The sequence below is a fragment of the Streptomyces sp. NPDC093109 genome (assembly GCF_040701725.1).
Lineage (GTDB): Bacteria > Actinomycetota > Actinomycetes > Streptomycetales > Streptomycetaceae > Streptomyces.
Window position 1 is genome coordinate 1 of record NZ_JBFBEZ010000035.1, and the last position, 21,840, is coordinate 21,840.

Consider the following 21,840-nt stretch of genomic DNA (forward strand, 5'->3'; position numbering starts at 1 on the left):
CTCGCGGCGTTGCCGAGAGGCCCTAGTAGCTCCGCTACGAGGGCCTCTCGGCGCCTTGCGATCGCACGCACCACGCCCCCGCTCCCTGATCCAGATCACAACCCCACACAGGCCCTAGAGCCGTACAGGTACCGGTATGGGTAAGGGGCGGTCGCCATGGCGACCGCCCCTTACCAAACCCCTTGCGGCGCTCAGAACTTGTTGCGCGGCGTGATCCCCAGGGACATGCCCGCCAGGCCGCGCTGCCGCCCGCCCAGCTTGCTCGCGATCCCGCGCAGCGCGACGGCGGCCGGCGAGTCCGGGTCGGACAGCACGATCGGCTTGCCCGAGTCACCGCCCTCGCGCAGCCGTACGTCGATCGGGATCCCGCCGAGCACCGGCACCTCGGCGCCGGTCGTCCGGGTCAGCCCCTCGGCGACCAGCTTGCCGCCACCCGTGCCGAAGACATCGATCATCTCGTCGCAGTGCGGGCACGGCAGACCCGACATGTTCTCGACCACGCCGACGATCTTCTGATGGGTCTGCACGGCGATCGATCCGGCCCGCTCGGCGACCTCGGCCGCCGCCTGCTGCGGGGTGGTCACCACCAGGATCTCCGCGTTCGGTACGAGCTGGGCCACCGAGATCGCGATGTCGCCGGTCCCCGGCGGCAGGTCCAGCAACAGCACGTCCAGATCGCCCCAGTACACATCCGCCAGGAACTGCTGGAGCGCGCGGTGCAGCATCGGGCCGCGCCACACCACCGGGGTGTTGCCCGGGGTGAACATCCCGATGGAGATCACCTTCACGCCGTGCGCCGACGGCGGCATGATCATGTTCTCGACCTGGGTGGGTTTCCCGTCCGCGCCGAGCATCCGCGGCACGCTGTGCCCGTAGATGTCCGCGTCCACGACACCGACCTTCAGCCCGTCCGCGGCCATCGCCGCCGCCAGGTTGACCGTCACCGACGACTTGCCGACGCCGCCCTTGCCGGACGCCACCGCGTAGACCCGGGTCAGCGAGCCCGGCTTGGCGAACGGCACCTCGCGCTCGGCCGTACCGCCCCGCAGGGAGGCCGCCAGCTCGCGCCGCTGCTCGTCGCCCATCACGTCCAGCGTGACGTCCACACGCGTGACGCCCTCGACCCGGGCGACCGCGTCCGTCACGTTCCGGGTGATGGTGTCCCGCATCGGGCAGCCGGACACCGTCAGATAGACCGTGACCGCGACCACGCCGTCCGCCGCGATGTCGACCGATTTCACCATGCCGAGATCGGTGATCGGCCGGTGGATCTCGGGGTCGTTCACCGTCGCCAGCGCGGCGCGCACCGCGTCTTCCGCGGGGGCGGCGGTTCCGTACGTGTCGGTAGCCATACCGAGATGGTACGGCGCTCCCCACCTCCGCACGAAAGCCCTCGGCGGCAGTTGTCGGAGGCCGGTCAGCGGTCGGATTCCTCGCCGGCGGGCTCCGCCAGATCCCGGACCAGATCCTGGAGCTCCGAGCGGATCCAGTCGCGGGTGGCGACCTCGCCCAGGCCCATCCGCAGCGCCGCGATCTCCCTGGTCAGATACTCCGTGTCCGCCATGGACCGCTCGTTCTGCTTGCGCTCCTGCTCCTGCGTGACCCGGTCCCTGTCGTCCTGGCGGTTCTGCGCCAGCAGGATCAGCGGAGCGGCGTACGACGCCTGGAGTGAGAGCACCAGCGTCAGGAAGATGAACGGGTACGGGTCGAAGCGCAGTGCGGCCGGCGCGAGGATGTTCCACCCCAGCCACACGATGATGACCAGGGTCATCCAGACGATGAAGCGGCCCGTCCCCAGGAACCGGGCGACCCGCTCCGACAGCCGTCCGAACGCCTCCGCGTCGTACTGGGGCAGCTCGGGCAGCAGCCGGGGCCGTCGCGGGCGCGGCTGGTCGAGGCGGCGCCGCTCGCGCGAGAGCGCCGTGGCGCCGCTGCCGGGACCCGCCTTCGCCCGCTCCCGGCCGCCGCCGTCCCGATCGGGTCGCTCAGCCGGCACGGCCCGTCCCCTCCACCTCGTGGTACCCGGTCTCCCGCCAGTCGTCCGGCAGCAGATGGTCGAGCACGTCGTCGACCGTCACCGCGCCGAGCAGCGCCCCGCTGTCGTCGACGACCGGCGCCGAGACCATGTTGTACGCGGCGAGATGGCTGGTGATCGCGGGCAGCGGGGTGTCCGGGGAGAGCGTCGGCAGATCGCTGTCCACGATCGAGCTGACCAGCGTGTACGGCGGATCGCGCAGCAGCCGCTGGAAGTGGACCGTGCCCAGGTACTTGCCCGTCGGCGTCTCGTCCGGCGGCCGGCACACATAGACCTGCGCCGCGAGCGCGGGGGACAGGTCCTGCTGCCGTACGCGGGCCAGCGCGTCCGCGACGGTCGCGTCGGGCCGCAGCACGATCGGATCGGTCGTCATCAGCCCGCCGGCCGTCCGCTCCTCGTACGACATCAGCCGCCGTACGTCGGCCGCGTCGTCCGGGCGCATCAGTGTGAGCAGCCGCTCCTTGTCCGCCTCGGGCAGCTCGGAGAGCAGATCGGCCGCGTCGTCCGGGTCCATCGCCTCCAGGACATCGGCGGCCCGCTCCTCCGCCAGCTTGCCGAGGATCTCCACCTGGTCGTCCTCGGGCAGCTCCTCCAGGACGTCGGCGAGCCGGTCGTCGTCGAGGGCCGCCGCGACCTCAGCCCGGCGTTTCGGCGTCAGATGGTGCAGCACATTGGCGAGATCGACGGGGCGCAGCCGCTCGAAGCTGGCCACGAGGTTCTCCGCGCCCTGCCCCTCCTCCTCCAGCGAGAAGCCGGTGACGGCCGACCACTCGACGGTGAGGGCCTCCCCGCGCCTGCGCAGCGCACCGCTCCTCCGGCCGCGCTCGACGAAGACCTTGTCGATCTCCCAGTCGCGGCGGGCAGGCAGCTGCCGCACGGCGATGTCGAGGACGGTCACCTCCTCGCCGGTCTCCACCAGCCGGACCCGCCGGTCGAGCAGCTCGGCCAGCACGAGCCGCTCCGTCGGACGCTGTTCGAAGCGCCGTACGTTCAGTACGCCCGTGGTGATCACCTGGCCCGACTCGATGCCCGTGACCCTGGTCATCGGCAGGAAGATCCGGCGGCGGCTGAGCACCTCGACGACCAGCCCGAGCAGCCGCGGCGGCCGTCCGGCGACCCGGAACATCGCGACCAGGTCGCGGACCCGGCCGACCTGATCGCCGTTGGGATCGAAGACCGGAACGGCCACCAGATGCGAGACGAAGACCCGGGGGGCGCCTGCCGCCATCGTCGAGCGCCTCCTTGTCGGCGATTGTCGTTCTATGCAGCGTGATGGACGGTTTCAGGCTAGCCCGTACCGCTGCGGGCCGCCCTGACGGTTCCGTCCGTACGGTGTCCCGGCCGCCCGCGTCGAGCGGTGTGCGCGGCCCGGGTACGCTGCGATCTGCCACCCCCAGCAGCGTATGAGAGGCAGTGCGTCTGTGACCGTTCTCCCATCGTCCCACCGTGCCCGCGGAGCCGCTCTGCCCGTCGCGATCTGCCTGGGACTGGCGGCGGTACTCACCGGGTGCGGTGAGGATCCCGACGAGGGGACGAACGGAGTCGGGAAGCTCTCCGCCACCGAGATCGAGAAGAAGGCGAAGACGGCGGCGGACACGGCGGGCGCGGTCCGGCTCTCCGGCGCGCTGGTCAGCGGGGGCGAGACGTACAGGCTGAACATGCGGCTCAAGCAGAACGGCGCGCTGGGCTCCGTCACCTCGAAGAGCAGCGAATTCCAGCTGCTGCGGATCGAGGACGCGCTCTATCTGAAGGCCGACGCGGGGTTCTGGAGCCACACCGACGGCAAGTCCGGCGAGGCGACCGCCAAGCCCAGTGCCGGGGACACCGAGGCGGCCGGGAAGCTCGGCGACAAGTACGTGAAGGTGCCCGAGGAGGACCCCGCGTACAAGCAGCTGACCGGCTTCACCGACATGGAGGTGCTGCTCGGCGGGATCCTGTCGCTGCACGGCGAGCTGAACAAGGGCGACCGGGACCGCATCGGCGGCCTCCGGACGATCAAGATCAGCGGCAGCGCGGGCGACGGCGGCACGCTGGACATCGCGCTGGAGGGCGAGCCGTACCCCGTACAGCTGGTGCGCGCGGGCAACGCGGGGACGCTCACCCTCGCGGACTGGGGCAAGGACTTCGAGCTGACGGCCCCGGCGAAGAACCAGATCGTCGACTACGGCAGCCAGTTGCCGAAGACGGGCGAGTAGGACGGGCGGCGGTCAGCTCTTCGCGGCCTTCCCGGTCTTCTTGCCGCGCTTCAGCAGCAGTCGCGGCAGGGACGCCGGTACGGGCTGACGCGTCGTCACCGGGGTCGGCAGCGGCGGCGCCGCCAGCGAGCCGGCGGGCAGATCGGTGGTCGAGTTCCGGGGCGTCAGCCGCAGCACCCGGCACTCCCGCGCCCAGCGCTCCGGCATCTCCTCCGCGTCCGGCGCGTTGAGGCGCTTGCCCTTCAGCTCGGCGACCGCCGCCTCCCACGCCGGGGAGTGCGGTGCCAGCTCGGACACGGCGGCGGTCCAGGCCACCAGCCGGCCGCCCTTGTCCTTGCTGCGCACGGTCACCTCGGCGCTCCCGCCGTCGGCCAGCCCCGGCAGCGGCTGCTCCCCGGGCCCGTCCCCGACCACCAGCGCCGCGCCCTCGTGCCAGACGTGCCACAGGGCGCGGTCGGGGCCGGATCCTCTGATCCACACGAGGCCGGACTTCTTGGTGGCCTCCTCGACCAGCGCCGCGCCGAAGAACTGTGGTTCTGTCATGCGCGCAGCCTATCCAGCGGCCGGGAGAGCGGGGGCTGGGAGCGGGCGGTTCCGTCAGGTCTCGAAGAGCTTGCCCGTGAGGTAGAAGAGCGCCCCCATCGTGCCGAACAACTGGAGCATCAGCAGCCCGGGCATTTGGTTCTCCTTGCTCGGCCCCTCGTCCGCCTCCCGGCGCGCGACCTGCCGGATCCGCTCCCGGTGCCCGAGCGCGCCCACCGCGAACGAGAGCGCGATCACCGCGGCGTACAGCAGGATCTGCCGGAACGACCAGCCGGCCTTCGCCCCGCCGAAGGCCCCGAGCCCGGCGAAGACGGCCAAGGCGGCCAGCCCGATCATGACCTTCTGCTCCCGGGTGGCCATGAGCGGTGCCCACAGCCCGACGAAGGCGGCGGCCGAGAGCAGCGCGACCACGATCAGCAGTGGTACGGGTATGGAGGAGAGCGGCATCGGTCCGTCCTGGGATGGTTCCTGGGATGGGCCGAAGCCCCCCTCCCGGCCGTGTGGCGGGGAGGGGGGCTTCGGGGTGTTGTCCGACAGGTGTCACATCGGGAGGATGCCCGACTGAGTGAGCGCCAGGCATACCAGCACCTGGGCCAGGAGCAGATCGGCGGGAATCAATTCCCACCGCTTCACCGTCACTTCTTTCTCCCGAAGTGATTCCGGTGATGCCGCCCGGCTCGCCGCCTTTATCTCGGTGGCGGCCTTTACGGTGCTGCTCTTGCCGCGCCGCTTCAGCATCTCATCGATCAAGGAGCCGCCGAAAGCGGCGGAGCTGTGTTCCTTGTCGCCGCGGGTGATGATGGTGAGTCCTTCATCGGTGTCGACCCTTCGATAGGCACCCCAGGGAATCCATTCCCGGCGCACGACATCGATGATGACCAGCCCACCCTCATGAATCTCCACCCGAGCCCTGCCGAAACGGATCATGAACCAGGAGATGGCCATGGCTACCGACGTCAGCATGAGAGCTTCGCCCACGGAGTTGTACGACATCGTGGTCAGCCAGACCACCAACGCCATTGCGTACATTCCACAGCAGAGCAGTGCCATGAAGATCCAGGTGCCTGTTCTTCGCAGTATGCGTGGCTTCACTTCTCTCGTCATTCCTCCTGATCAGCAGTACGCGGCTTTACCGAGGCTACCTGTTCCACAACCGGCCCAGGCCATCCCGAAGTTCAGCGCACCATTGCCCAAGGTCTCCCGGACACTCGTTGTTATGGGACTGGCCTTCATGGCGGCGCGGAAGGTACCGCCGCTGACGGCCTTCCCAAAGGCTCCGGCTACCGCGCCGCCGCCGAAGGCGAAGGCGCTGTCCTTGGCGAAGGTTCCCCAGTCCGTCTCCATGTTCGGGTCGATGCCGGAAGCGGTGACCTTCGCGAATGCCACCGCCATGCCCGCCGCCACACACAGACCTGCCGAGGCCATGATGCAGACACCCAGCGCCGCGGCTCCCGCGTAGTCGCGCCAGTTGTCCTTGACGTGGTTGCCCACGGCCTTGGCCCCCGACACGAGCGCGTCGCCCGCCGCCTTGTTGGCGCGGTCGACCGCCTTGGCGCCCGCCACCACGCCCTTACCCGCGGCCTTTCCTGCCTTGACCGTGGTCCGGGCGGCCGACTTGGTCGCCTTCTTGGTGCCCGACCAGGCGCGGCTCGCCTGCTTCTTCACATAGCCGCCGGCCTTTTTCGTGGTCTTCTTGACATAGCGATACGTTTTCTTCGCGTATTTCTTGACCACGTAGACCGATCGCTTGACCACCTTCTTGGTGACTCTGGCGACCTTCTTGGCGATTGCCTTCGTCTTCTTGACGACCTTCTTGACGACCTTCTTCACCGTCTTGACGGCCTTCTTGACGACCCTCTTCGTCTTGTTGGCGACCTTCTTGGTGGTCTTGACGACCTTCTTCGCGACCTTCTTGGCGGCCTTCTTGATCTTTCCCCAGAAGAGCCCGTCGGGGTCGGAGAAGGACGCCGGATTGTTGTTGGCGTACGCGTACGCGTTCATCCGCTGCGACTCGGACATATCGATCATCGGGTCGACGCTGATGAACCGCCCCAGCCCGGGATCGTACGCACGGGCGCCCAGTTGGGTCAGTCCCGTACGGTCCTCCGTGCCGTTGACGAAGCCCCGGCCGATCCACGCGGCCGGTGTCGCGGAGACCGTGCCCCGCTCCTCGCCGAAGGGGGCCAGCACGCGGCGCTGCACGTCCTGGGTCGTCGCGTCGATCGCGGTCGTCGCCGTGGAGTGGTGGTCGGCGAAGAGGAACTGGATCGCGCCCGCGGACCGGGCCGCGACCGTGTCGCCGTCGAACTCGTAGTAGCGGGTGCCCGTCTTCTTGCCGTCGGCCGTGAGCAGCAGCTCATTGCCGCCGGGCAGATACAGGGTCGTGCCCGCGATGTCCTTCCTGATCAGCCGCCCGCCGTCGGCGCTGTAGGTGTACTCGGTGGCGCCCACGCCCGCCTCGTCGACCTTGACGAGCTGGTTCTCGGCGTCCCACTCCAGCGTCTGGTCCCGGCCGTCGGTCTTGCGGGTGACGGTGTTCCCGGCTCCGTCGTACGTGAAGGAGGAGGTGGTGGACGACGTACCGTTCCTGGCGGTGTCCACCGAGGTCAGCGCGGCCGGCTTGGCGCCGTCCGGCTTGGCGTACTTGTAGGTGCGGACCGCGTCCTTCGCGGTGGCACCCGCGGTGTCGTGGCGGGTCTCCTTGGTCCGGTTGCCCAGGGCGTCATAGCTGTACGACAGCCAGTAGGGCTGCGCACCGCCGATGTTCGAGCCGCTCGGGGCCGCCGTGCAGTCGTCCTTGGCGGTCCACGCCTCGGTCAGCCGCTGGAGCGCGTCCGAGACGAAGCACTGGGTGTCGGTCTGCTCCGTCGCGTCCTGGCCGGTCTTGGTGGTGATCCTGGTGACATTGCCCTCCAGGTCGTACCCGTACGAGGTGTCCTCGACCCGGGTCGGCCCCGCCGTGCGGTCCGTGGTGGTCCGCAGCAGATCACCGGTGTGCTCGTCGTACGACCAGCTCCGGTAGAGCCGGCGCGCCTGGTCGTTGTACTCGGTGCGCTGCGCCCGCCCGAAGGCGTCGTACGTGGACGAGTTGACCAGGATCCGGCCGCCCGCGGTCAGGCCCTGGGCCTGGTCGTCCGCGCCGTACCGGGTGACCACCCGCTCCGCCGGCAGATCGCCGATGGCCGGCTGGTTGACCACCGTCTGGAGCCCGGTGATCTCGTCGTAGCCGAAGCCCCAGGTGTAGGTGCCGGCCAGCGCGCCCTCGGTGGACGGGATGGTGACGTCCAGGCCGGTGGCCTGGTAGTCGTCGGTGAAGCCGGTGACCCGCTCCACATAGGCCTCGCCGTTCACATACCGGCGGGTCTCGGCGATCTCGCCCTTGGCGACCGTGTCGTACTTCCACTCGGAGAGGACCTTCGAGCCCTGGCTGAGCGTGGTCTGCCGGCCCAGCTGGTCGTAGTCGACGGAGAGCGACACGTTCCGCCCGTCGGTCGTGCCGACCGGACGGTCCAGCGAGTCGTAGCGCGTCTCCATGGTGCCCGTGTCCGGGTCCTCGGCCTTGACCTCACGGCCGCGCGCGTCGTACGTGAACTTCCGTACGTTGCCCGCCGCGTCGGTGACCTTCTCCAGCAGACCCCGCGCGTTGTAGCCGTAGAGGAGGGACTGCGACGTGGTGCGTGCCGCGTTGGTGTACTCGATGATCTCGGTGGTCCGGCCCAGCGGGTCGGTGACCGTGGTGCTCGCGGAGCCGCCCTGCGGCGGGATCTCCGTGGTGTGGTTGCCGTCGTACACCGTCTTCGTGCGGCGCGTCTCCGTGCCGTACTTCATGGCGACGGTGTCCGTGGCCCGGCCCGCTCCGTCGAAGACGGTACGGACGACGGCGGGCGACTTGGTGTCGTCACCGGCCACCAGCTTCCCCTCGGGGTCGCCGGTCGCGTAGTAGTCGTCGAACGACTTCCACTCCTGGCCCTGCGAGTCGTACAGGGTCTCCGTCAGCACCCGGCCCGAGCCGGTTCCCGAGGCGACCTGCGTCTGGCGCTCGCGCAGCAGACCGTCGTAGATCTCGTAGCCGGTCTCCCACGAGCCGTCGCCGCGCAGCTCCTTCGAGACGACCACCGGGGTGTCCGTCTTCGAGATGCGGTACGTGAACGAGCTGTTCGGCGCGGTCGGGAACGCGGTCCGGCTGCGGCCCGCCTCCCAGACGGCCGTCACCCGGCCGAGGTCGTCGTAGGCGATCTCCGTCTTCTTGCCGTTGGTGTCCGTCTCGGCGATCTGGAGGCCGCGCGCGACATCGAACTCGGTGGTGAGCGTGTGGCCGAGCGGGTTGGTGACGACCGTCTTGGCGGCCGGCCCCGTCTCCGGGGTGAAGGCCGTCGTCATCGTCCGGCCCTGCGAGTCGGTCGACTTCAGGGGCCGGCCGTACGGGTCGTACGTGGACGTGTTGGCGGTGAAGAAACCATTCCCCTCGGCGTTGTTCTCGTCCTCCCGCGTGGTGTTGCCACGGGTCGGCGCCGCGCCCAGGGTCGTGGAGTCGTCGTAGTAGCTGCGGTTCTCCGAGATCAGCTCGCCCGGCGCGGCACAGGTGCCGGCCGTGACCTTCTCGGACGCGGGCAGCTCCAGGATGTTCGCCGCGGTGCTGCGGGCGTACGTCGTGACGACGCAGCTCTCGTCACCGGTCTTCGCGGTGTCGCCGTGCTCGGTCTCCGTGATGACCATGCCGTACGCGTCGAACGTCCGCTCCGTCTTCGTACGCTGCCAGCCGCCGCCCTTGGCGGGCGACCGCGTGGTCTCCGTCTGGACGTCCGTCATGTCGGACTCCAGGGCCGGCAGACCCGTACGGGCGCGGGAGGCCGTGACGGCTGACCGCCACGGGGTCGAGGTCTCCTCGGAGACCACCTCGGCGCCGTTGTAGACGATCTCCGACCGCTCCATGGCCTGGAAGGACGCGTGGTCCGCGACCTCGTTGCCCTCGAAGTCGGCGACCTTCGCGCCGTCGATACCGCGGAAGTAGCGGGTACGGCTGTCCTGCCGCGGGCCGTCGGTGCCGTTGCCGGTCTGGGTGCGGACCTCGCCGTACCCCCGGTAGTCGCTGTACGTGCGGTACTCGGCCTTGGTGAACTCGTCCTCGCTCTTCGCCCAGGCCGCGCCGCCCACGTACGTGTAGTCGGTCTGCTGCGTCGGCGAGCCGCCGACCAGGTCGTTCTCCAGGACCTGGGTGACCACGTACTTGTGGAACCAGTCCTTCACCGGCTTGTAGTCCGCCGCCGGGGAGTCCGCAGAGGACCAGTAGACCGGGTAGCAGCGCCGGGTGTTGCTTGCCTCGGTGGGCAGGCTTCCGGGAGCGCAGTCGGCCGCCGAGTAGCTGATGCCGATGGAGCCGCCGGTCTCGGTGTTGATCTGGTTGACGCGGTAGCGGACCAGCGGCGGGATGCCGTCACCGGTGGCGTCCACGCGGTTGGCCAGCTGTGTGCCCTTGAAGGTGATCTCGGGCAGCGCCGTGGAGGAGTCCGCCGAGTAACCCGTCCGGGTGATGCCGGCCAGCCACAGGGTGGCGGGGGAGCCGTCGCCCGGATCGGGCAGCTCGTGCCGGAAGTCCCAGGAGTCCACGGACCGGTAGCCGGAGCCGACCAGCGCCGAGGTGGTGATCCTGGCCAGCCGCTTGCTGGTCCAGAAGGTGGGCGCGATCTTGTCCTTGCAGGTCTCGCCCGCCTTGCAGTCCTGGTCGAGCGGGACATCGGGCCAGCGCTTGGCGTTGGCCGCCGTCATCTTCGCCGGGGCGCAGTCGAACGACGCGTCGGGCAGGCAGCGTTCGGCGACCGTGTACTGCACCTTCGCGGAGGCCGCGTTGGTGCCGTACAGGTTGTCCGCGCGCAGACCGTACTCGATCCGGTCCAGGTATCCGCCGCGGACGTACTCGGTCGGGGTGCCCAGGCCGGTGCTGCTGGAGACGTTGCGGCCGTAGAAGTTCTTCTCGGTCTTGTAGTAGTACGCGGAGGCGTTGGAGTTGGGGTCGACCACGTAGTCGAGGTTCCAGCGCCACGCCTGCTGGCAGTACGAGTCGGCGTAGGCGGCCTTGTAGCAGGGCTCGGTGCTCTGGTTGCCGTACACCGGCACGGTCCAGGTGGAGTTGGTCTCCTCCTTGCCGGACGACCAGCCGGGCAGCCGGTTGTACCCGAAGTGGTACTTCGTGCCGTCGGTGGTGGTGATCAGCCAGTGCTCGCCGTTGTTGTCACCGTTGCCGCGCGCGGTGTCGGTGAGCAGCTCGACGCGGGTGCCGTCGTCGTCCTTGAGCTTCCACGCCTTGGACTTGTCGTCCCGGACGAGCTCGTGGGACTGGCCGTCGAGCGACATGGTGGCGTTCTCGGTGCCGTAGCAGAGGTCGCCGTTCTTGGCCTTGTTGTTGCCGTTCGTCATGTCGTCGTTGCACGACACGTAACGGCGCTCGATGTAGTTCTCGGTGAGCGCCCAGCCGTCGCCGACCGCGTTGGCCTGGTTGTTGGTGGCCGCCGTACGGCCGTCCAGCGACTGGGAGGAGTAGCCGAGCGACAGCTCGGGCTCCAGGCCGCCGGGGACCTCGGGGGTCTGGATCTCGTAACCCCAGCCGAAGTTGCCGGAGGAGTCACCGGCCACCCAGTTGCCCGAGGGGCTCAGCGGGGTCGCCTTGTAGTCGCCGGTCGAGCCGGACGGCGCCGCGGAGACCGCGAGCAGGGTGACCCCGGAGGCGGCGGCGAGCCCGGTGACGGACTTGGCGCCGCTCGGGGCGGCGCTCACCGGCGAGCCGGACGCGTCGCTCGTACCGGCCGTGCCGTCGACGGGGATGTCCGCCGTCAGCGTCCTGGCGTCCGAGTCGTTCTCGGTGGCGAGCGGGGTGCCCGCGCCGCAGTCCTTCGCGTCCGGCGATTCCAGCGCGCAGTCCGGCAGTTGTACGAGCGAGAGCCGGGAGGCCCAGCCGGCGCCGAAGGCGTTCGCGAACCCGGAGTAGTCGAGCGAGAGCCGTACCTTCGCGTCGTGCCCGCCCTCCGCCGCGCGCACGGCGATCAGGACGCCATCGACCCCGAGCTTGCCGGCCGCCTTCCGGTCGAGTATCTGGACCTGGGCGCTCTCCGGCGCGGTGCCGCGCTTGCCCGCCCTGGGCTTGCCGGCCGCCGTACCGACATGTACCGGCAGCTTCCCGGCGCGCTTCACCGCGCCCCGGGCGCCCGGGAGTTGGACCTCGGCCGTACCCGCCGCGGGCCATGTGACGGCCGGTGCGGAGGTACGGGAATCACGCGCGGCGTCGTCCTTGCCGCCGGGCTTCTTCGCCCCGACCGGGGTGACCGGTACGGGCTTGGTGGTGTCGAGCTTCGGCAGGGCGAGCGAGGCGAGTGCGAAAGCGGTCTCGGCGCTCAGGAATCCGCCCAGCAGGACGGACGCGGTGACGACGGAGGTGGCCTTTATCCATCTTCTTCGCCTGGTTGGTTTCGTTCTGCGCGCGCTGTTCGCGGCGCGGACCGAAGGGTCGTTCACGGATGCCCCCTAGTGCTGAAAGTAATAACCGCGAGTGGAGAGTACGTCGCTGAGGATCACGTAAAGCGTGGCTAAAGGGACATACCTGATCGCTCCCGCTGGGATTTGCACAAGCGGAATGCCGGGCTTGGCACGGCATGTGAAATTAATTCACCTTCTCGGTGCGATTTACTCTCCTTTCGTTCGGCACCGCCGTTCATCCACATGGCTTTTTGGGCTTCGCCGGCCGCCGCTTCGCGCGCACGCCGGTGAGGCTTCGGGGAGGAAACGTCTTGAGATCTCAACGACAGCCGCACAAGCGGAGAACCGGAATGCGCCCGCTGATAGCGGGCGCGATCGCGGTCTGTCTCGCGAGCGCAGCGCTCCCGCTGGCCGCGGGACCGGCAGCTGCGGCGGACGAACCGGTGCCCGCGGAGCCGACGGCGGCCGAACGCGCCCTGACGCGCGCCGCCGCGAGCGGGGAGCCGGTCGAGGTGGTGGCGGAGCGGAGCGAGTACTCCACGACCTACGCCAACCCCTCGGGCACCTTCACCAAGGAGACCTACGTCGTCCCGGTCCGGGTGCGCCAGGAGGGCAAGCTGGTCGACGCGGACGCCACGCTCGTACGCGCCAAGGACGGCACCGTACGGCCCCGGGCGACCGCGGTCGGGCTGGAGTTCTCCGGCGGCGGCAACGACACGATGGCCACCATCGAACGCGACGGCCGCGCCATGTCGCTGGACTGGGACGGCAAGCTGCCCACGCCCGAACTCGACGGTGACACCGCCACGTACCCCGAGGTGTTCCCGGGCGTCGACCTGAAGCTCCGGGCCAGTGTCAACGGTTTCCAGCAGCTCCTGGTCGTCAAGACCCGTGAGGCCGCCGCCGATCCGCGGCTGGAGCGCCTGTCGTTCCCGATGGAGACCGACGGGGTGACGGCGCGCACCGACAAGGCCGGCAACCTCACCGCCGTCAACCCGGCCGGGCAGAACGTGTTCGCCGCGCCGACCCCGGTCATGTGGGACAGCTCAGGCGTCGCCGCAGGCGCCCCGGCCCCCGCGAACGCGAAGTCGGTCGGCGCCGCGCTGTCCGCCGCCGCGGCGGCTCCCGCGCAGGCCCCCGCCATCGAGGAAGAGGGCTTCGTCCCGGCCGTCGGCGCCAAGGAGGCCACGATGCCGGCCGTCGTCGAGGACGGCGCACTGAAACTGACGCCCGATCAGTCCATGCTCGCGGCCGACGACACGGTCTACCCGGTCCACATCGACCCGTACGTCTCCGGCGGGCGCAACAACTGGACCTCGGTCGCGAAGAAGTACCCGACGACCAGCTTCTGGAACAAGTCGGACAACATCGCACGGGCCGGCTACGAGTCGGACACCGGTGGCACCTGGGCCTCCTACTTCACCATGGACACCAGGAACCTGGCCGGCAAGACCGTCACCAACTCCACGTTCCGGATCAAGGAGACCCACTCCTGGTCCTGCACCAAGAAGCCGGTCTACCTCTACGCGACCAACCCGATCAGCTCCGCCACGACCTGGGCCAACCCGCCCACCCAGGGCGCCCTGCTCTCCACCGTGACCGACGCCAAGGGCTGGGGCACCGCCTGCCCGGCCGGCAACCTGGAGTTCGACGTCAAGGGCAACGCGATCAAGGCCGCCGCGTCGAGCTGGGCGACGATGACGCTGAGCCTGCGCGCGAGCGAGACCGACACGTACGGCTGGAAGAAGTTCGACGCGTCGACCGCCGTCCTGTCGACCGAGTACAACACCCCGCCGAACGATCCGACCGACCTGGACACCGTCCCCAGCACCAAGGGCACCTCCACCACCTGCGGCAACATCTCGCCGTACGGTCTGATCGGTGACACCGACGTTCAGCTGGCCGCGAAGGGCGTCGACCCGGACGGCGGCAAGGTCAACGTCAAGTTCAACCTGTGGGCGACCGGCCACCACCCCAACGACGAGCCCAACGGGAAGCTGATCGTCAACACGACGGTCTCCGTCACCTCGGGCACGGTCGCCCGGGTCACCATCCCCAAGGCGACGCTGAAGACGTATGTCCCCGACGCGGACGGCTACTTCTCCTGGCGCGCCCAGACGGACGACGGCACCCTGATCAGCGCCTGGTCCCCGCCCACGAGCGCGGCGGCCTGCCGGTTCCGCTACATGCCCGACCGGCCGAGCACCCCGCCGACCGTCAGCTCCCCGCAGTTCCCGAACGGTGACGCGGGCTGGCCCGTCGACACCAGCCCGGTCCGCACGAAGGGCACGTTCACCGTCGGCCCCGGCGCGGCCACCAACATCGCGTCGTACGAGTACTGGTCCACGCTCGACGCGACCGTCGTCACCCGCACCCCCGCGGCCCTCAACGGCACGGTGACCCTCGACCTCACCCCGACCAAGGCCGGCGCGAACCAGCTGTACGTCCGCAGCGTCGACCAGGCGGGCAACCGCTCCGACATCCGTACGTACCTCTTCTACGTCAACGGCGCCAAGGTCTCCGACAAGCCCGGCGACCTCAACGGCGACGGCCACGCGGACCTGTGGGCCGTCGACTCCGCGGGCACCCTCCAGCGCTACTTCGGCGACAGCACGGGCAAGGTCGCCAAGGCGTCGGCCCCGGCGTCCGACACCGGCCGCTACAAGGACGCGAAGACCACCCGGCGCGGCGACTGGACCGACGACGGCTACGAGGACCTGATCATGAAGGCCAACGACCCGAACCTGGGCCGCGACCGTCTCTGGGTCCACCCGAACGACGGCACGGGCGCGGTGGTCCCCGCCGACCAGCGTGAACTGCGCGTCTGGGACCGGGAGAACGACCACTGGCAGGGCGCCGACCAGATCCTCGCCATCGGCGACGTCGACGGACCGCTCGACATCGACGGCGACGGCGTGATCGGCCCCGACGACCGCCCCGGCTTCCCGGACCTGCTGGTCAAGCAGGGCGACCAGCTGTGGCTGTACTTCGGCTCGGCGTCCGGCTATCTCGACGAGATCTACCTGGACGACTACATCGAGCAGCCCCCGCTCCTCATCGGCGACGGCGGCTGGTCGGACTACGACCTGGCGGCCCCCGGCGACGCCAACGGCAACGGCTATGCGGACCTCATCGCCCGCAAGAAGAGCACCGGTGAGGTGTTCCTCTACGCCGGCATCGGCCCGCACGGCGAGGGCCTCGGATCCCCGTCCGGCCGCACCACCCTCTACACCGGCTGGACCCCCGCCGGCCGCCCCCTCCTGACCGCCGTACCCGACGTCATCGGCACGGGCCAGTCGGGCGTCTGGTCCACCAACGCCGCCGGTGACCTGTTCGTCGGCCCCTCAACCAGCGCGGGCCCCAACCTGACGGGCTTCCGCTCCCTGAACTGACCCGCCGACCCGCCCCTTCACCCACCCGTGCCCCGGAGGCAGCCGCCTCCGGGGCACGGGTCTGTTCTCAGTGGTCGCCCTCGTGCCCGGCGAACAGCACGCATGCGTCGCCCCGAGGGTCGAGACGGGGGCAGTCCGCGAGGGTGACCAGAGCGCTGGGCGGCTTGGAGTCCGTCCAGCGGGCCCAGACCGCCCCGGTGTCCCTTCCGTCCAACTCGCACACGAGCCCGTAGTGCTGCTCGCCGTGATGGCCGGCCAAGAGACACTCCAGCGGTTTCAGCAGGTCGTCGTCGGACTCGGGCTCGGGCGCGGGCGGTCCCATCGTCCGTACCTCCTGCACGAGCGCGGGCGGCAGCCACTGAAATTCGGCACATCGTTCAGTCATCGGATCATCCCGTCGTTCAGCGGCCGGTTCTGTCCTCCAACGGTTTCAACTTTCAGCACGGTCGGCGAGGGCGGGGGTGTCCAAATTCTCTGGCCTGCACTTCAGCCGTTGACCTGCGGAAACCATCGTTTCTGGACATCAGGTTGGACGGATCCGGGTCCTGCCGCACATGGTGTGTCCTCTCCAGGGCCCGTTGTTCTGGCTACCGTGAGCGCATCCCGCCGCACTCAGGGAGAGCGATGACGCCACCACCCAAAGCCGGATCGAAAGCTGACCGTGACGCGCTGAGGCACCAGATGTCGGCAGCCGGATGCACCACCGCGGAGATCGCCACCGAGATGCGGGTCCGCCTCCGCGTGCGACCACGCGAAGCCTGGCGTCACGCACTCGGCTGGACCTTGCAATCGACGGCGGACCGCATTTCGACACGCCCGGGTCCTGCGGTTTCCGCAGATGCCTCCTTGATCGGCAAGTGGGAGAAGTGGCCGGGCCCGGGCGGCCGTCGGCCCACCCTTCAGGTCCTGGTGGCCCTTGCGGCCATTTACGGCTGCGATGTCGAAGACATCCTCGACATCGAGGACCGCGGCGCCCTTCCGGAGAGCGACCTCCGGATCCTGCGTCACTCGGCACCGGAGCAGGCTGTTCCCGCAGCCGCTATGCCGGCCATGCCTGCTGTGCCCGCTGTCACCGAGCCGGAACCCGAGCGCGATCCCGTACTCGCGGCGGCCACCGAATCCGCGTCCTGGGCGCAGTGGGCCGAGGCTACCAACGTGGGAGAGATCGCCCTGGAGCAACTGCTCGCGGATGTACGAACTCTCGCGTACGACTACTTGACCGGCGACGCGCTCCCGCTGTTCAACCGCACACGGGCATTGCGCGACCGGACCTTCGCGCTGCTGGAAGGTCATCAACCACCGCGCCAGTCAGCCGACCTCTACGTGGTCGCCGGCCACCTCTGCGGCCTCCTCGCGTGGATGACATCCGACCTCGGGAACCTGCGCGCCGCCGACACACACGGGCGTACCGCGTGGCTGTGTGCGGAGAACGCCGATCACAACGGGCTGAGGGCATGGGTGTGTTCGACTCGTTCGAAGATCGCGCTGTGGGACGGCAGGTTGAGGGACGCTGTCACCCATGCCAGGCGTGGCGCTCTTGTCAACGTCAGTGGAACGGTGGGTGTGCTGCTGGCATGTCAGGAGGCGGACGCATGGTCCGTGCTCGGTGCGGCAGAGGAAGCCGAGGGCGCCCTCACGCGGGCGACGCGCGCCCGGGACAACATCAACGGGGAGGACGAAATCGGCGGTCTCTTCTCCTGTCCACAGGCCCGGCAGGAAAACTACTCGGCCGCCGTGCACCTTCGGATCGGTCGGCCACAGGAAGCTCTTCGGGAGACATCGGCCGCACTTGATCTCCTCGCGACACAGCCGGTCCGTGCGTACGGCACCGAGGCACAGATCCACATCGCACGGGCAGCAGCGCTCCTCGACAGCGGCGAGCCCGACGGAATCATGCCCGCTCTGACGCCAGTGCTTGCCATGCCCGCCGAGCGGCGCATGGGCCCCGTGACGCAGCGCATGCGTGAGCTGGCGGCGTCCATGGCTCACGGTCCGGCAGCCACCGCCGCCACGACGACCGGGGCCAAGCGCAGCATCATCGACTGGTGCTCCGACTCGGCGTCCCGGCACCTGGCCCTCTCGTCAGGAGAGGGCGCCGGCTGATTGGATCTCAGATCATGACCTCTCCTGAGCACATGAGCAACCATTGGTGGTGGCGACCTGGTTGGTCCACCGGAAGCCGCTTCTACACCTGGCACCTCACCTTCGACGGACAGTTGGATGTCCATCGGTTCGCGGACGAGTACCGCACCTCACTGGCCGGGGCCGACGGACTCGACCTCATCCCCGATCAGTGGCTGCACCTCACGATGCAGGGCATCGGCTTCGTCAACGACATCGACCGGGCGGACGTCGATGCCGTGGTGGACGCGGCCCGCCACCGCCTCGCCGCCGTACCGCCCTTCGACCTGAAGCTTTCCGCGCCGATCCTCGACCCAGAGGCAGTCCTCGTTCCCGTGCGACCCCATGAACCGGTGTGCGCGGTCCGTGACGCGATCCGCGCGGCGATCGGCGACGTGCTCGAAGTGCCCGAGAAAGCCGAGGGCTTCCGGCCGCACGTATCCCTCGCGTACAGCAACAGCGACGGACCGGCAGCCGCCATCGGTTCAGTCCTGGGCGCCGTTGATGTGCCACCGGCGACCGCGCGCATCGCCTCGGCCGAGCTGATCGTGATTCACAGGGACAACCGCATGTACGAATGGGAGACGTACGCGAGGGTGCCACTCGGCTGAGGCCGCCGGACATGACGAACCGAGGGACGGATACATGACGACGCTGGCCGTGACCGGGCACATGGACCTGACCGAGGAGAGCGTCCCGCTTGTACGGGCCGCTCCGCGAGAGGCTCTGGAGCCGTACCGCGAGGATCTGACCGGGGTGTCGTGCATCGCTGCCGGGGCCGACACCCTGTTCGCGGAGGAGGTGATCGCCGTCGGCGGGCGGCTCGTGGTGGTGATCCCGTCTCGGGACTACCGCGACAGCAAGGTGAAGCCGGGCCACGCACCGGTCTTTGACCGCCTGGTCGCTGTCTGGAACGGCGAGCCGCCCTCGGGCAGGGGCGGAGGGACCTCGGATGTCGTGGGCGCCCGCCGTGGCGGGATGCCGGTGGACGTGGTCCGGCCGGACGGAGCCGCGCGGCGGGCGTGACCCGCGACGCCGTCCGGCCCACGTGGTGCCGGGGCAGTCCGGGCCGCGTCAGAGCCAGCCGTTGCGCTTCAGCATGCGGTGGATGGACAGGCAGATGGTGCCGATGGCGACCAGCACGAGCGGGTAGCCGTACTTCCACTTCAGCTCCGGCATGTAGTCGAAGTTCATGCCGTAGACGCCGCACACGGCCGTCGGTACGGCGATGATGGCCGCCCAGGACGTGATCTTGCGCATGTCCTCGTTCTGGGCGACGGTCGCCTGGGCCAGGTTGGCCTGGAGGATCGAGTTGAGGAGTTCGTCGAAGCCGATGACCTGCTCGTGGACCCGGGCGAGGTGGTCGGCGACATCGCGGAAGTACTTCTGGATGTCCGGGTCGATCAGCCGCATCGGGCGTTCGCTCAGGAGCTGCATCGGGCGCAGCAGTGGGGAGACGGCGCGCTTGAACTCCAGTACCTCGCGCTTGAGCTGGTAGATCCGGCCGGCGTCGGAGCCGCGCTTGCTGCCCTTCGCGGGCTCGGAGAAGACATCGATCTCGACCTCGTCGATGTCGTCCTGCACCGCGCCCGCCACCGCGATATAGCCGTCCACCACATGGTCGGCGATGGAGTGCAGAACGGCCGAGGGGCCTTTGGCCAGCAGCTCGGAGTCGCCCTCCAGACGGTGGCGGAGGTTGCGCAGCGAGCCCCGGCCGCCGTGCCGGACCGTGATGACGAAGTCCCGGCCGGTGAAGCACATCACCTCGCCGGTCTCGACGACCTCGCTGGTCGCGGTCAGCTCGGTGTGCTCCACGTAGTGGATGGTCTTGAAGACGGTGAACAGGGTGTCGTCGTACCGCTCAAGCTTGGGCCGCTGGTGGGCGTGGACGGCGTCCTCCACCGCCAGCGGGTGCAGCCCGAACTCGGCCGCGATACCGGCGAATTCCTCCTCGGTCGGCTCGTGGAGGCCGATCCAGGCGAAGCCGCCGCTCTCGCGCACCCGCAGCATCGCCTCGTGCGGGGTGACACAGGGGGCGCTCATCAGGCGCCGGCCCTCGCGGTAGACGGCGCAGTCGACGACCGCGCTCGACGCGGAGGGGTCGCGGGTCGCGTCGTACGAGTCGTACTTGCTGGTACTGGTCTTGCGCAGGGACGGGCGTACCACTGCGCGCAGGTCACGGATCATCGACATGGCGGGCTCCTTCACGGAGAGGCCGTCGGCGGTGGCGTGGCACAGCCCGGAATGGGGACGTGAGGCGTGGGTACGTCCGCAAAGCGGGCGGCACCGCGGGTTTCGCGGTGACGGCTGTTCGCTACAGACAGGCAAAAACACCGGCGATTGCTGGAGAAGTGCTCTTCCGTCGTGCGAAGTGCCGCATGCGCGTCAGCGTCGGACCGACACGTCGGCGCCGGATCAGCGGCACATGGTGCGGGCGGAAGAGCGGCTGGTACTGGCCGGGTGACTTCGATCCACCGCAGCCCCACCTCCTCCGGCCGGTCCCCCGTGGGGGATGACGTGCTCCAGGACTGGAGAGCGACGCTTCAGCGTGCTGTCCCGGACAACGGCCAAGACTATCAGTCCGCACCGGGCCAATCCGTTTCCCTGCCCCGTTCGTGGCCGATCTATGCTCCCCGGATGGAAGAAATTCTCGCTCTCGTCGACGCCCGGCTCCGTACCGCCCTCGGTGAACCGGACGCGCGCGCCGCGGTGACCTTCCTGGGTACGGACCGGTTCGAGGTGCTCAGGTTCCGGGACTCCGAGGGCGGTACGGACGTGGTGCGCTACGTCACCCTCGGAATGTCGGGTCAGCCCATGGCGGACCCCTCGGCGCTCCTCGCCGACCCCGTCGGCGGGCCCCGGGCCGAACTCGTCCTCTCCGTACGCGCCGGACTCGCCGACACCGATCAGGTGCTGCGCCCGCTCGCGGTGCTGGCGGCCTCGCCGCAGGTCGAGGGCGTCGTCGTGGCGCCGGGCGGCTCGCTCGACCTGGGGGAGCCGCTGTGGCCGGGGGCGCCCTTCCACTCCGTGCTGGTGGGGGAGCCCGGCGGGCTGGTGCCGGACCTGGATCTTGACCCGCCGCTGGAGCCCGTACGGTTCCTGCCGCTGCTGCCGATGACCCCCAACGAGGCCGCGTGGAAGCGGGTCAGGGGCGCGCGGGAGCTGGAGGAGCGCTGGCTCGCGCACGGTACGGATCTGCGCGATCCGCTGCGGCGTTCGGTGGCGCTGGACTGATCATCGGACCCGTCGCGGCGCGGCTGATAGGTGCCGTATACATCTGCGTCGCTCCGTGACCGCGTGCTGCTCCCCGGTGATCGTCCTTGACGGGGAGCGGGACGGAGAGGACCGTTGGGTGCTATGAGGGGCGAACCCAATTGCCCGAAGTGTGGTGGCCGGCTCAGGGCGCCCGGTCTCTTCGCCGACTCCTGGCAGTGCGATGTGCACGGCGTCGTCCATCCGCTGCAACCCGTGATACCGCCCAGCGTCGAGGCTCTCGAAGCCGTCGTGCACCGCGCGCGCGTCCCCGTCTGGATGCCCTGGCCGCTCCCGGTCGGCTGGCTCTTCACCGGCGTGGCGTACGCGGGCGACGACCGCAGCGGGGGCCGCGCCACCGCCGTCGCCTGCTCGGGCCCCGGACCGCTCGGCGGCCCCGGTGAGCTGCTGCTCATCGCCGAGGAGCTGGGGGTCGGGCTCGGCGCGCGCTACGCGGGCATCGAAGGACCCGACCCCGGACCCGCCATCCACGCCGACAAGCCGCCGCAGACCAAACTGCTCGCGGCCGGCCGCCCCACCCCGCTCTGGCATGTCCCCGAGGCCCCCCAGGACCGCGCGGTCTTCGCGGGCGAGGCGCTCGGACTCTGGCTGTGGGCGATCGTCTGGCCCGAGCAGTCGGGCATGCTGCTCTACGACGAACTCGTCCTGACCGACCTGCGCGAGGCGGGCCAGGGAGCGGAGCTGCTGCCCTGTGGCGCGCTCTCGCCCCGGCTGCTGCACTGAGCCGCAGCATTGACCGCGGTACGGGGGCGGCCCGGCGCGCCCCCGGCGTGACGTTATCCTGGGGCGTCCTCAGAACCGTGCCGAGCCCCTC

General features: G+C 69.6%; 16 protein-coding genes. 7 read left to right on the forward strand and 9 right to left on the reverse strand.

Going from position 1 to position 21,840, the window contains the following annotated elements:
* Positions 1-191 precede the first annotated feature (191 nt).
* From AB0389_RS28060 to AB0389_RS28070, 3 genes are all read right to left on the reverse strand, one after another.
* Positions 192-1,352 carry an Mrp/NBP35 family ATP-binding protein gene (locus AB0389_RS28060; protein WP_366398293.1) on the reverse strand — a complete coding sequence of 387 codons (1,161 nt, stop codon included), beginning with the start codon at positions 1,350-1,352 and terminating at the stop codon, positions 192-194.
* 65 nt (positions 1,353-1,417) lie between these two features.
* Entirely contained in the window at positions 1,418-1,996 is a 579-nt protein-coding gene (locus AB0389_RS28065; protein WP_366398294.1) for a DUF1003 domain-containing protein, read from the reverse strand.
* Positions 1,986-3,263 (reverse strand): CBS domain-containing protein, encoded by a 1,278-nt coding sequence (locus AB0389_RS28070; RefSeq protein WP_366398295.1) that lies wholly within the window; start codon positions 3,261-3,263, stop codon positions 1,986-1,988. The genes AB0389_RS28065 and AB0389_RS28070 overlap by 11 nt, the downstream gene beginning before the upstream one ends.
* 193 nt (positions 3,264-3,456) lie before the next feature.
* Between AB0389_RS28070 and AB0389_RS28075 the strand changes: the two genes are divergently transcribed.
* Positions 3,457-4,230 carry a hypothetical protein gene (locus tag AB0389_RS28075; RefSeq protein ID WP_366398296.1) on the forward strand — a complete coding sequence of 258 codons (774 nt, stop codon included), beginning with the start codon at positions 3,457-3,459 and terminating at the stop codon, positions 4,228-4,230.
* A gap of 12 nt (positions 4,231-4,242) precedes the next feature.
* Here AB0389_RS28075 and AB0389_RS28080 read toward each other — a convergent pair whose 3' ends face one another.
* The 4 genes from AB0389_RS28080 to AB0389_RS28095 form a co-directional block, all read right to left on the reverse strand.
* Complete coding sequence (locus tag AB0389_RS28080) at positions 4,243-4,773, reverse strand: hypothetical protein (protein ID WP_366398297.1); 531 nt, start codon at positions 4,771-4,773, stop codon at positions 4,243-4,245.
* Positions 4,774-4,827: 54 nt separating this feature from the next.
* Positions 4,828-5,220, reverse strand: coding sequence for a hypothetical protein (locus AB0389_RS28085; RefSeq protein ID WP_366398298.1), 393 nt, complete (start codon positions 5,218-5,220; stop codon positions 4,828-4,830).
* 93 nt (positions 5,221-5,313) lie between these two features.
* Positions 5,314-5,877 (reverse strand): hypothetical protein, encoded by a 564-nt coding sequence (locus AB0389_RS28090; RefSeq protein WP_366398299.1) that lies wholly within the window; start codon positions 5,875-5,877, stop codon positions 5,314-5,316.
* A 9-nt stretch (positions 5,878-5,886) separates the two neighbouring features.
* Positions 5,887-12,279 (reverse strand): RHS repeat-associated core domain-containing protein, encoded by a 6,393-nt coding sequence (locus AB0389_RS28095; protein ID WP_366398300.1) that lies wholly within the window; start codon positions 12,277-12,279, stop codon positions 5,887-5,889.
* A 311-nt stretch (positions 12,280-12,590) separates the two neighbouring features.
* On the opposite strand from AB0389_RS28095, the gene AB0389_RS28100 reads away from it, so the two are divergent.
* A complete protein-coding gene (locus AB0389_RS28100; protein WP_366398301.1) occupies positions 12,591-15,632 on the forward strand; it encodes a VCBS repeat-containing protein in 3,042 nt (1,013 codons plus the stop codon).
* Between the two features lie 67 nt (positions 15,633-15,699).
* On the opposite strand, the gene AB0389_RS28105 is transcribed toward AB0389_RS28100, so the two are convergent.
* Positions 15,700-16,017, reverse strand: coding sequence for a hypothetical protein (locus AB0389_RS28105; RefSeq protein ID WP_366398302.1), 318 nt, complete (start codon positions 16,015-16,017; stop codon positions 15,700-15,702).
* Between the two features lie 239 nt (positions 16,018-16,256).
* Here AB0389_RS28105 and AB0389_RS28110 point away from each other — a divergent pair, with 239 nt between their 5' ends.
* The 3 genes from AB0389_RS28110 to AB0389_RS28120 are packed head-to-tail and all read left to right on the forward strand — an operon-like array spanning position 16,257 to position 18,779.
* Positions 16,257-17,735 carry a helix-turn-helix transcriptional regulator gene (locus AB0389_RS28110; RefSeq protein WP_366398303.1) on the forward strand — a complete coding sequence of 493 codons (1,479 nt, stop codon included), beginning with the start codon at positions 16,257-16,259 and terminating at the stop codon, positions 17,733-17,735.
* A gap of 32 nt (positions 17,736-17,767) precedes the next feature.
* Positions 17,768-18,364 carry a 2'-5' RNA ligase family protein gene (locus AB0389_RS28115; protein ID WP_366398304.1) on the forward strand — a complete coding sequence of 199 codons (597 nt, stop codon included), beginning with the start codon at positions 17,768-17,770 and terminating at the stop codon, positions 18,362-18,364.
* Between the two features lie 34 nt (positions 18,365-18,398).
* Positions 18,399-18,779: a hypothetical protein gene (locus AB0389_RS28120; protein WP_366398305.1), complete on the forward strand. Its 381-nt coding sequence runs from the start codon at positions 18,399-18,401 to the stop codon at positions 18,777-18,779.
* Between the two features lie 48 nt (positions 18,780-18,827).
* On the opposite strand, the gene AB0389_RS28125 is transcribed toward AB0389_RS28120, so the two are convergent.
* Positions 18,828-19,946 carry a magnesium and cobalt transport protein CorA gene (locus AB0389_RS28125; RefSeq protein WP_366398306.1) on the reverse strand — a complete coding sequence of 373 codons (1,119 nt, stop codon included), beginning with the start codon at positions 19,944-19,946 and terminating at the stop codon, positions 18,828-18,830.
* A gap of 444 nt (positions 19,947-20,390) precedes the next feature.
* Between AB0389_RS28125 and AB0389_RS28130 the strand changes: the two genes are divergently transcribed.
* Together AB0389_RS28130 and AB0389_RS28135 are read left to right on the forward strand one after the other, a co-directional pair.
* Entirely contained in the window at positions 20,391-20,987 is a 597-nt protein-coding gene (locus AB0389_RS28130; RefSeq protein WP_366398307.1) for a suppressor of fused domain protein, read from the forward strand.
* A 123-nt stretch (positions 20,988-21,110) separates the two neighbouring features.
* Complete coding sequence (locus AB0389_RS28135) at positions 21,111-21,749, forward strand: DUF6758 family protein (RefSeq protein WP_366398308.1); 639 nt, start codon at positions 21,111-21,113, stop codon at positions 21,747-21,749.
* Positions 21,750-21,840: the final 91 nt, after the last annotated feature.

Excerpts from the sequence above, each read along its gene's own strand:
- AB0389_RS28060 (WP_366398293.1), bottom strand. The coding sequence starts at position 1,352 with ATGGCTACCGACACGTACGGAACCGCCGCCCCCGCGGAAGACGCGGTG.
- AB0389_RS28070 (WP_366398295.1), bottom strand. The coding sequence starts at position 3,263 with ATGGCGGCAGGCGCCCCCCGGGTCTTCGTCTCGCATCTGGTGGCCGTT.
- AB0389_RS28080 (WP_366398297.1), bottom strand. The coding sequence starts at position 4,773 with ATGACAGAACCACAGTTCTTCGGCGCGGCGCTGGTCGAGGAGGCCACC.
- AB0389_RS28085 (WP_366398298.1), bottom strand. The coding sequence starts at position 5,220 with ATGCCGCTCTCCTCCATACCCGTACCACTGCTGATCGTGGTCGCGCTG.
- AB0389_RS28090 (WP_366398299.1), bottom strand. The coding sequence starts at position 5,877 with ATGACGAGAGAAGTGAAGCCACGCATACTGCGAAGAACAGGCACCTGG.
- AB0389_RS28100 (WP_366398301.1), top strand. The coding sequence starts at position 12,591 with ATGCGCCCGCTGATAGCGGGCGCGATCGCGGTCTGTCTCGCGAGCGCA.
- AB0389_RS28105 (WP_366398302.1), bottom strand. The coding sequence starts at position 16,017 with ATGACTGAACGATGTGCCGAATTTCAGTGGCTGCCGCCCGCGCTCGTG.
- AB0389_RS28110 (WP_366398303.1), top strand. The coding sequence starts at position 16,257 with ATGACGCCACCACCCAAAGCCGGATCGAAAGCTGACCGTGACGCGCTG.
- AB0389_RS28115 (WP_366398304.1), top strand. The coding sequence starts at position 17,768 with ATGAGCAACCATTGGTGGTGGCGACCTGGTTGGTCCACCGGAAGCCGC.
- AB0389_RS28120 (WP_366398305.1), top strand. The coding sequence starts at position 18,399 with ATGACGACGCTGGCCGTGACCGGGCACATGGACCTGACCGAGGAGAGC.
- AB0389_RS28125 (WP_366398306.1), bottom strand. The coding sequence starts at position 19,946 with ATGTCGATGATCCGTGACCTGCGCGCAGTGGTACGCCCGTCCCTGCGC.
- AB0389_RS28130 (WP_366398307.1), top strand. The coding sequence starts at position 20,391 with ATGGAAGAAATTCTCGCTCTCGTCGACGCCCGGCTCCGTACCGCCCTC.
- AB0389_RS28135 (WP_366398308.1), top strand. The coding sequence starts at position 21,111 with ATGAGGGGCGAACCCAATTGCCCGAAGTGTGGTGGCCGGCTCAGGGCG.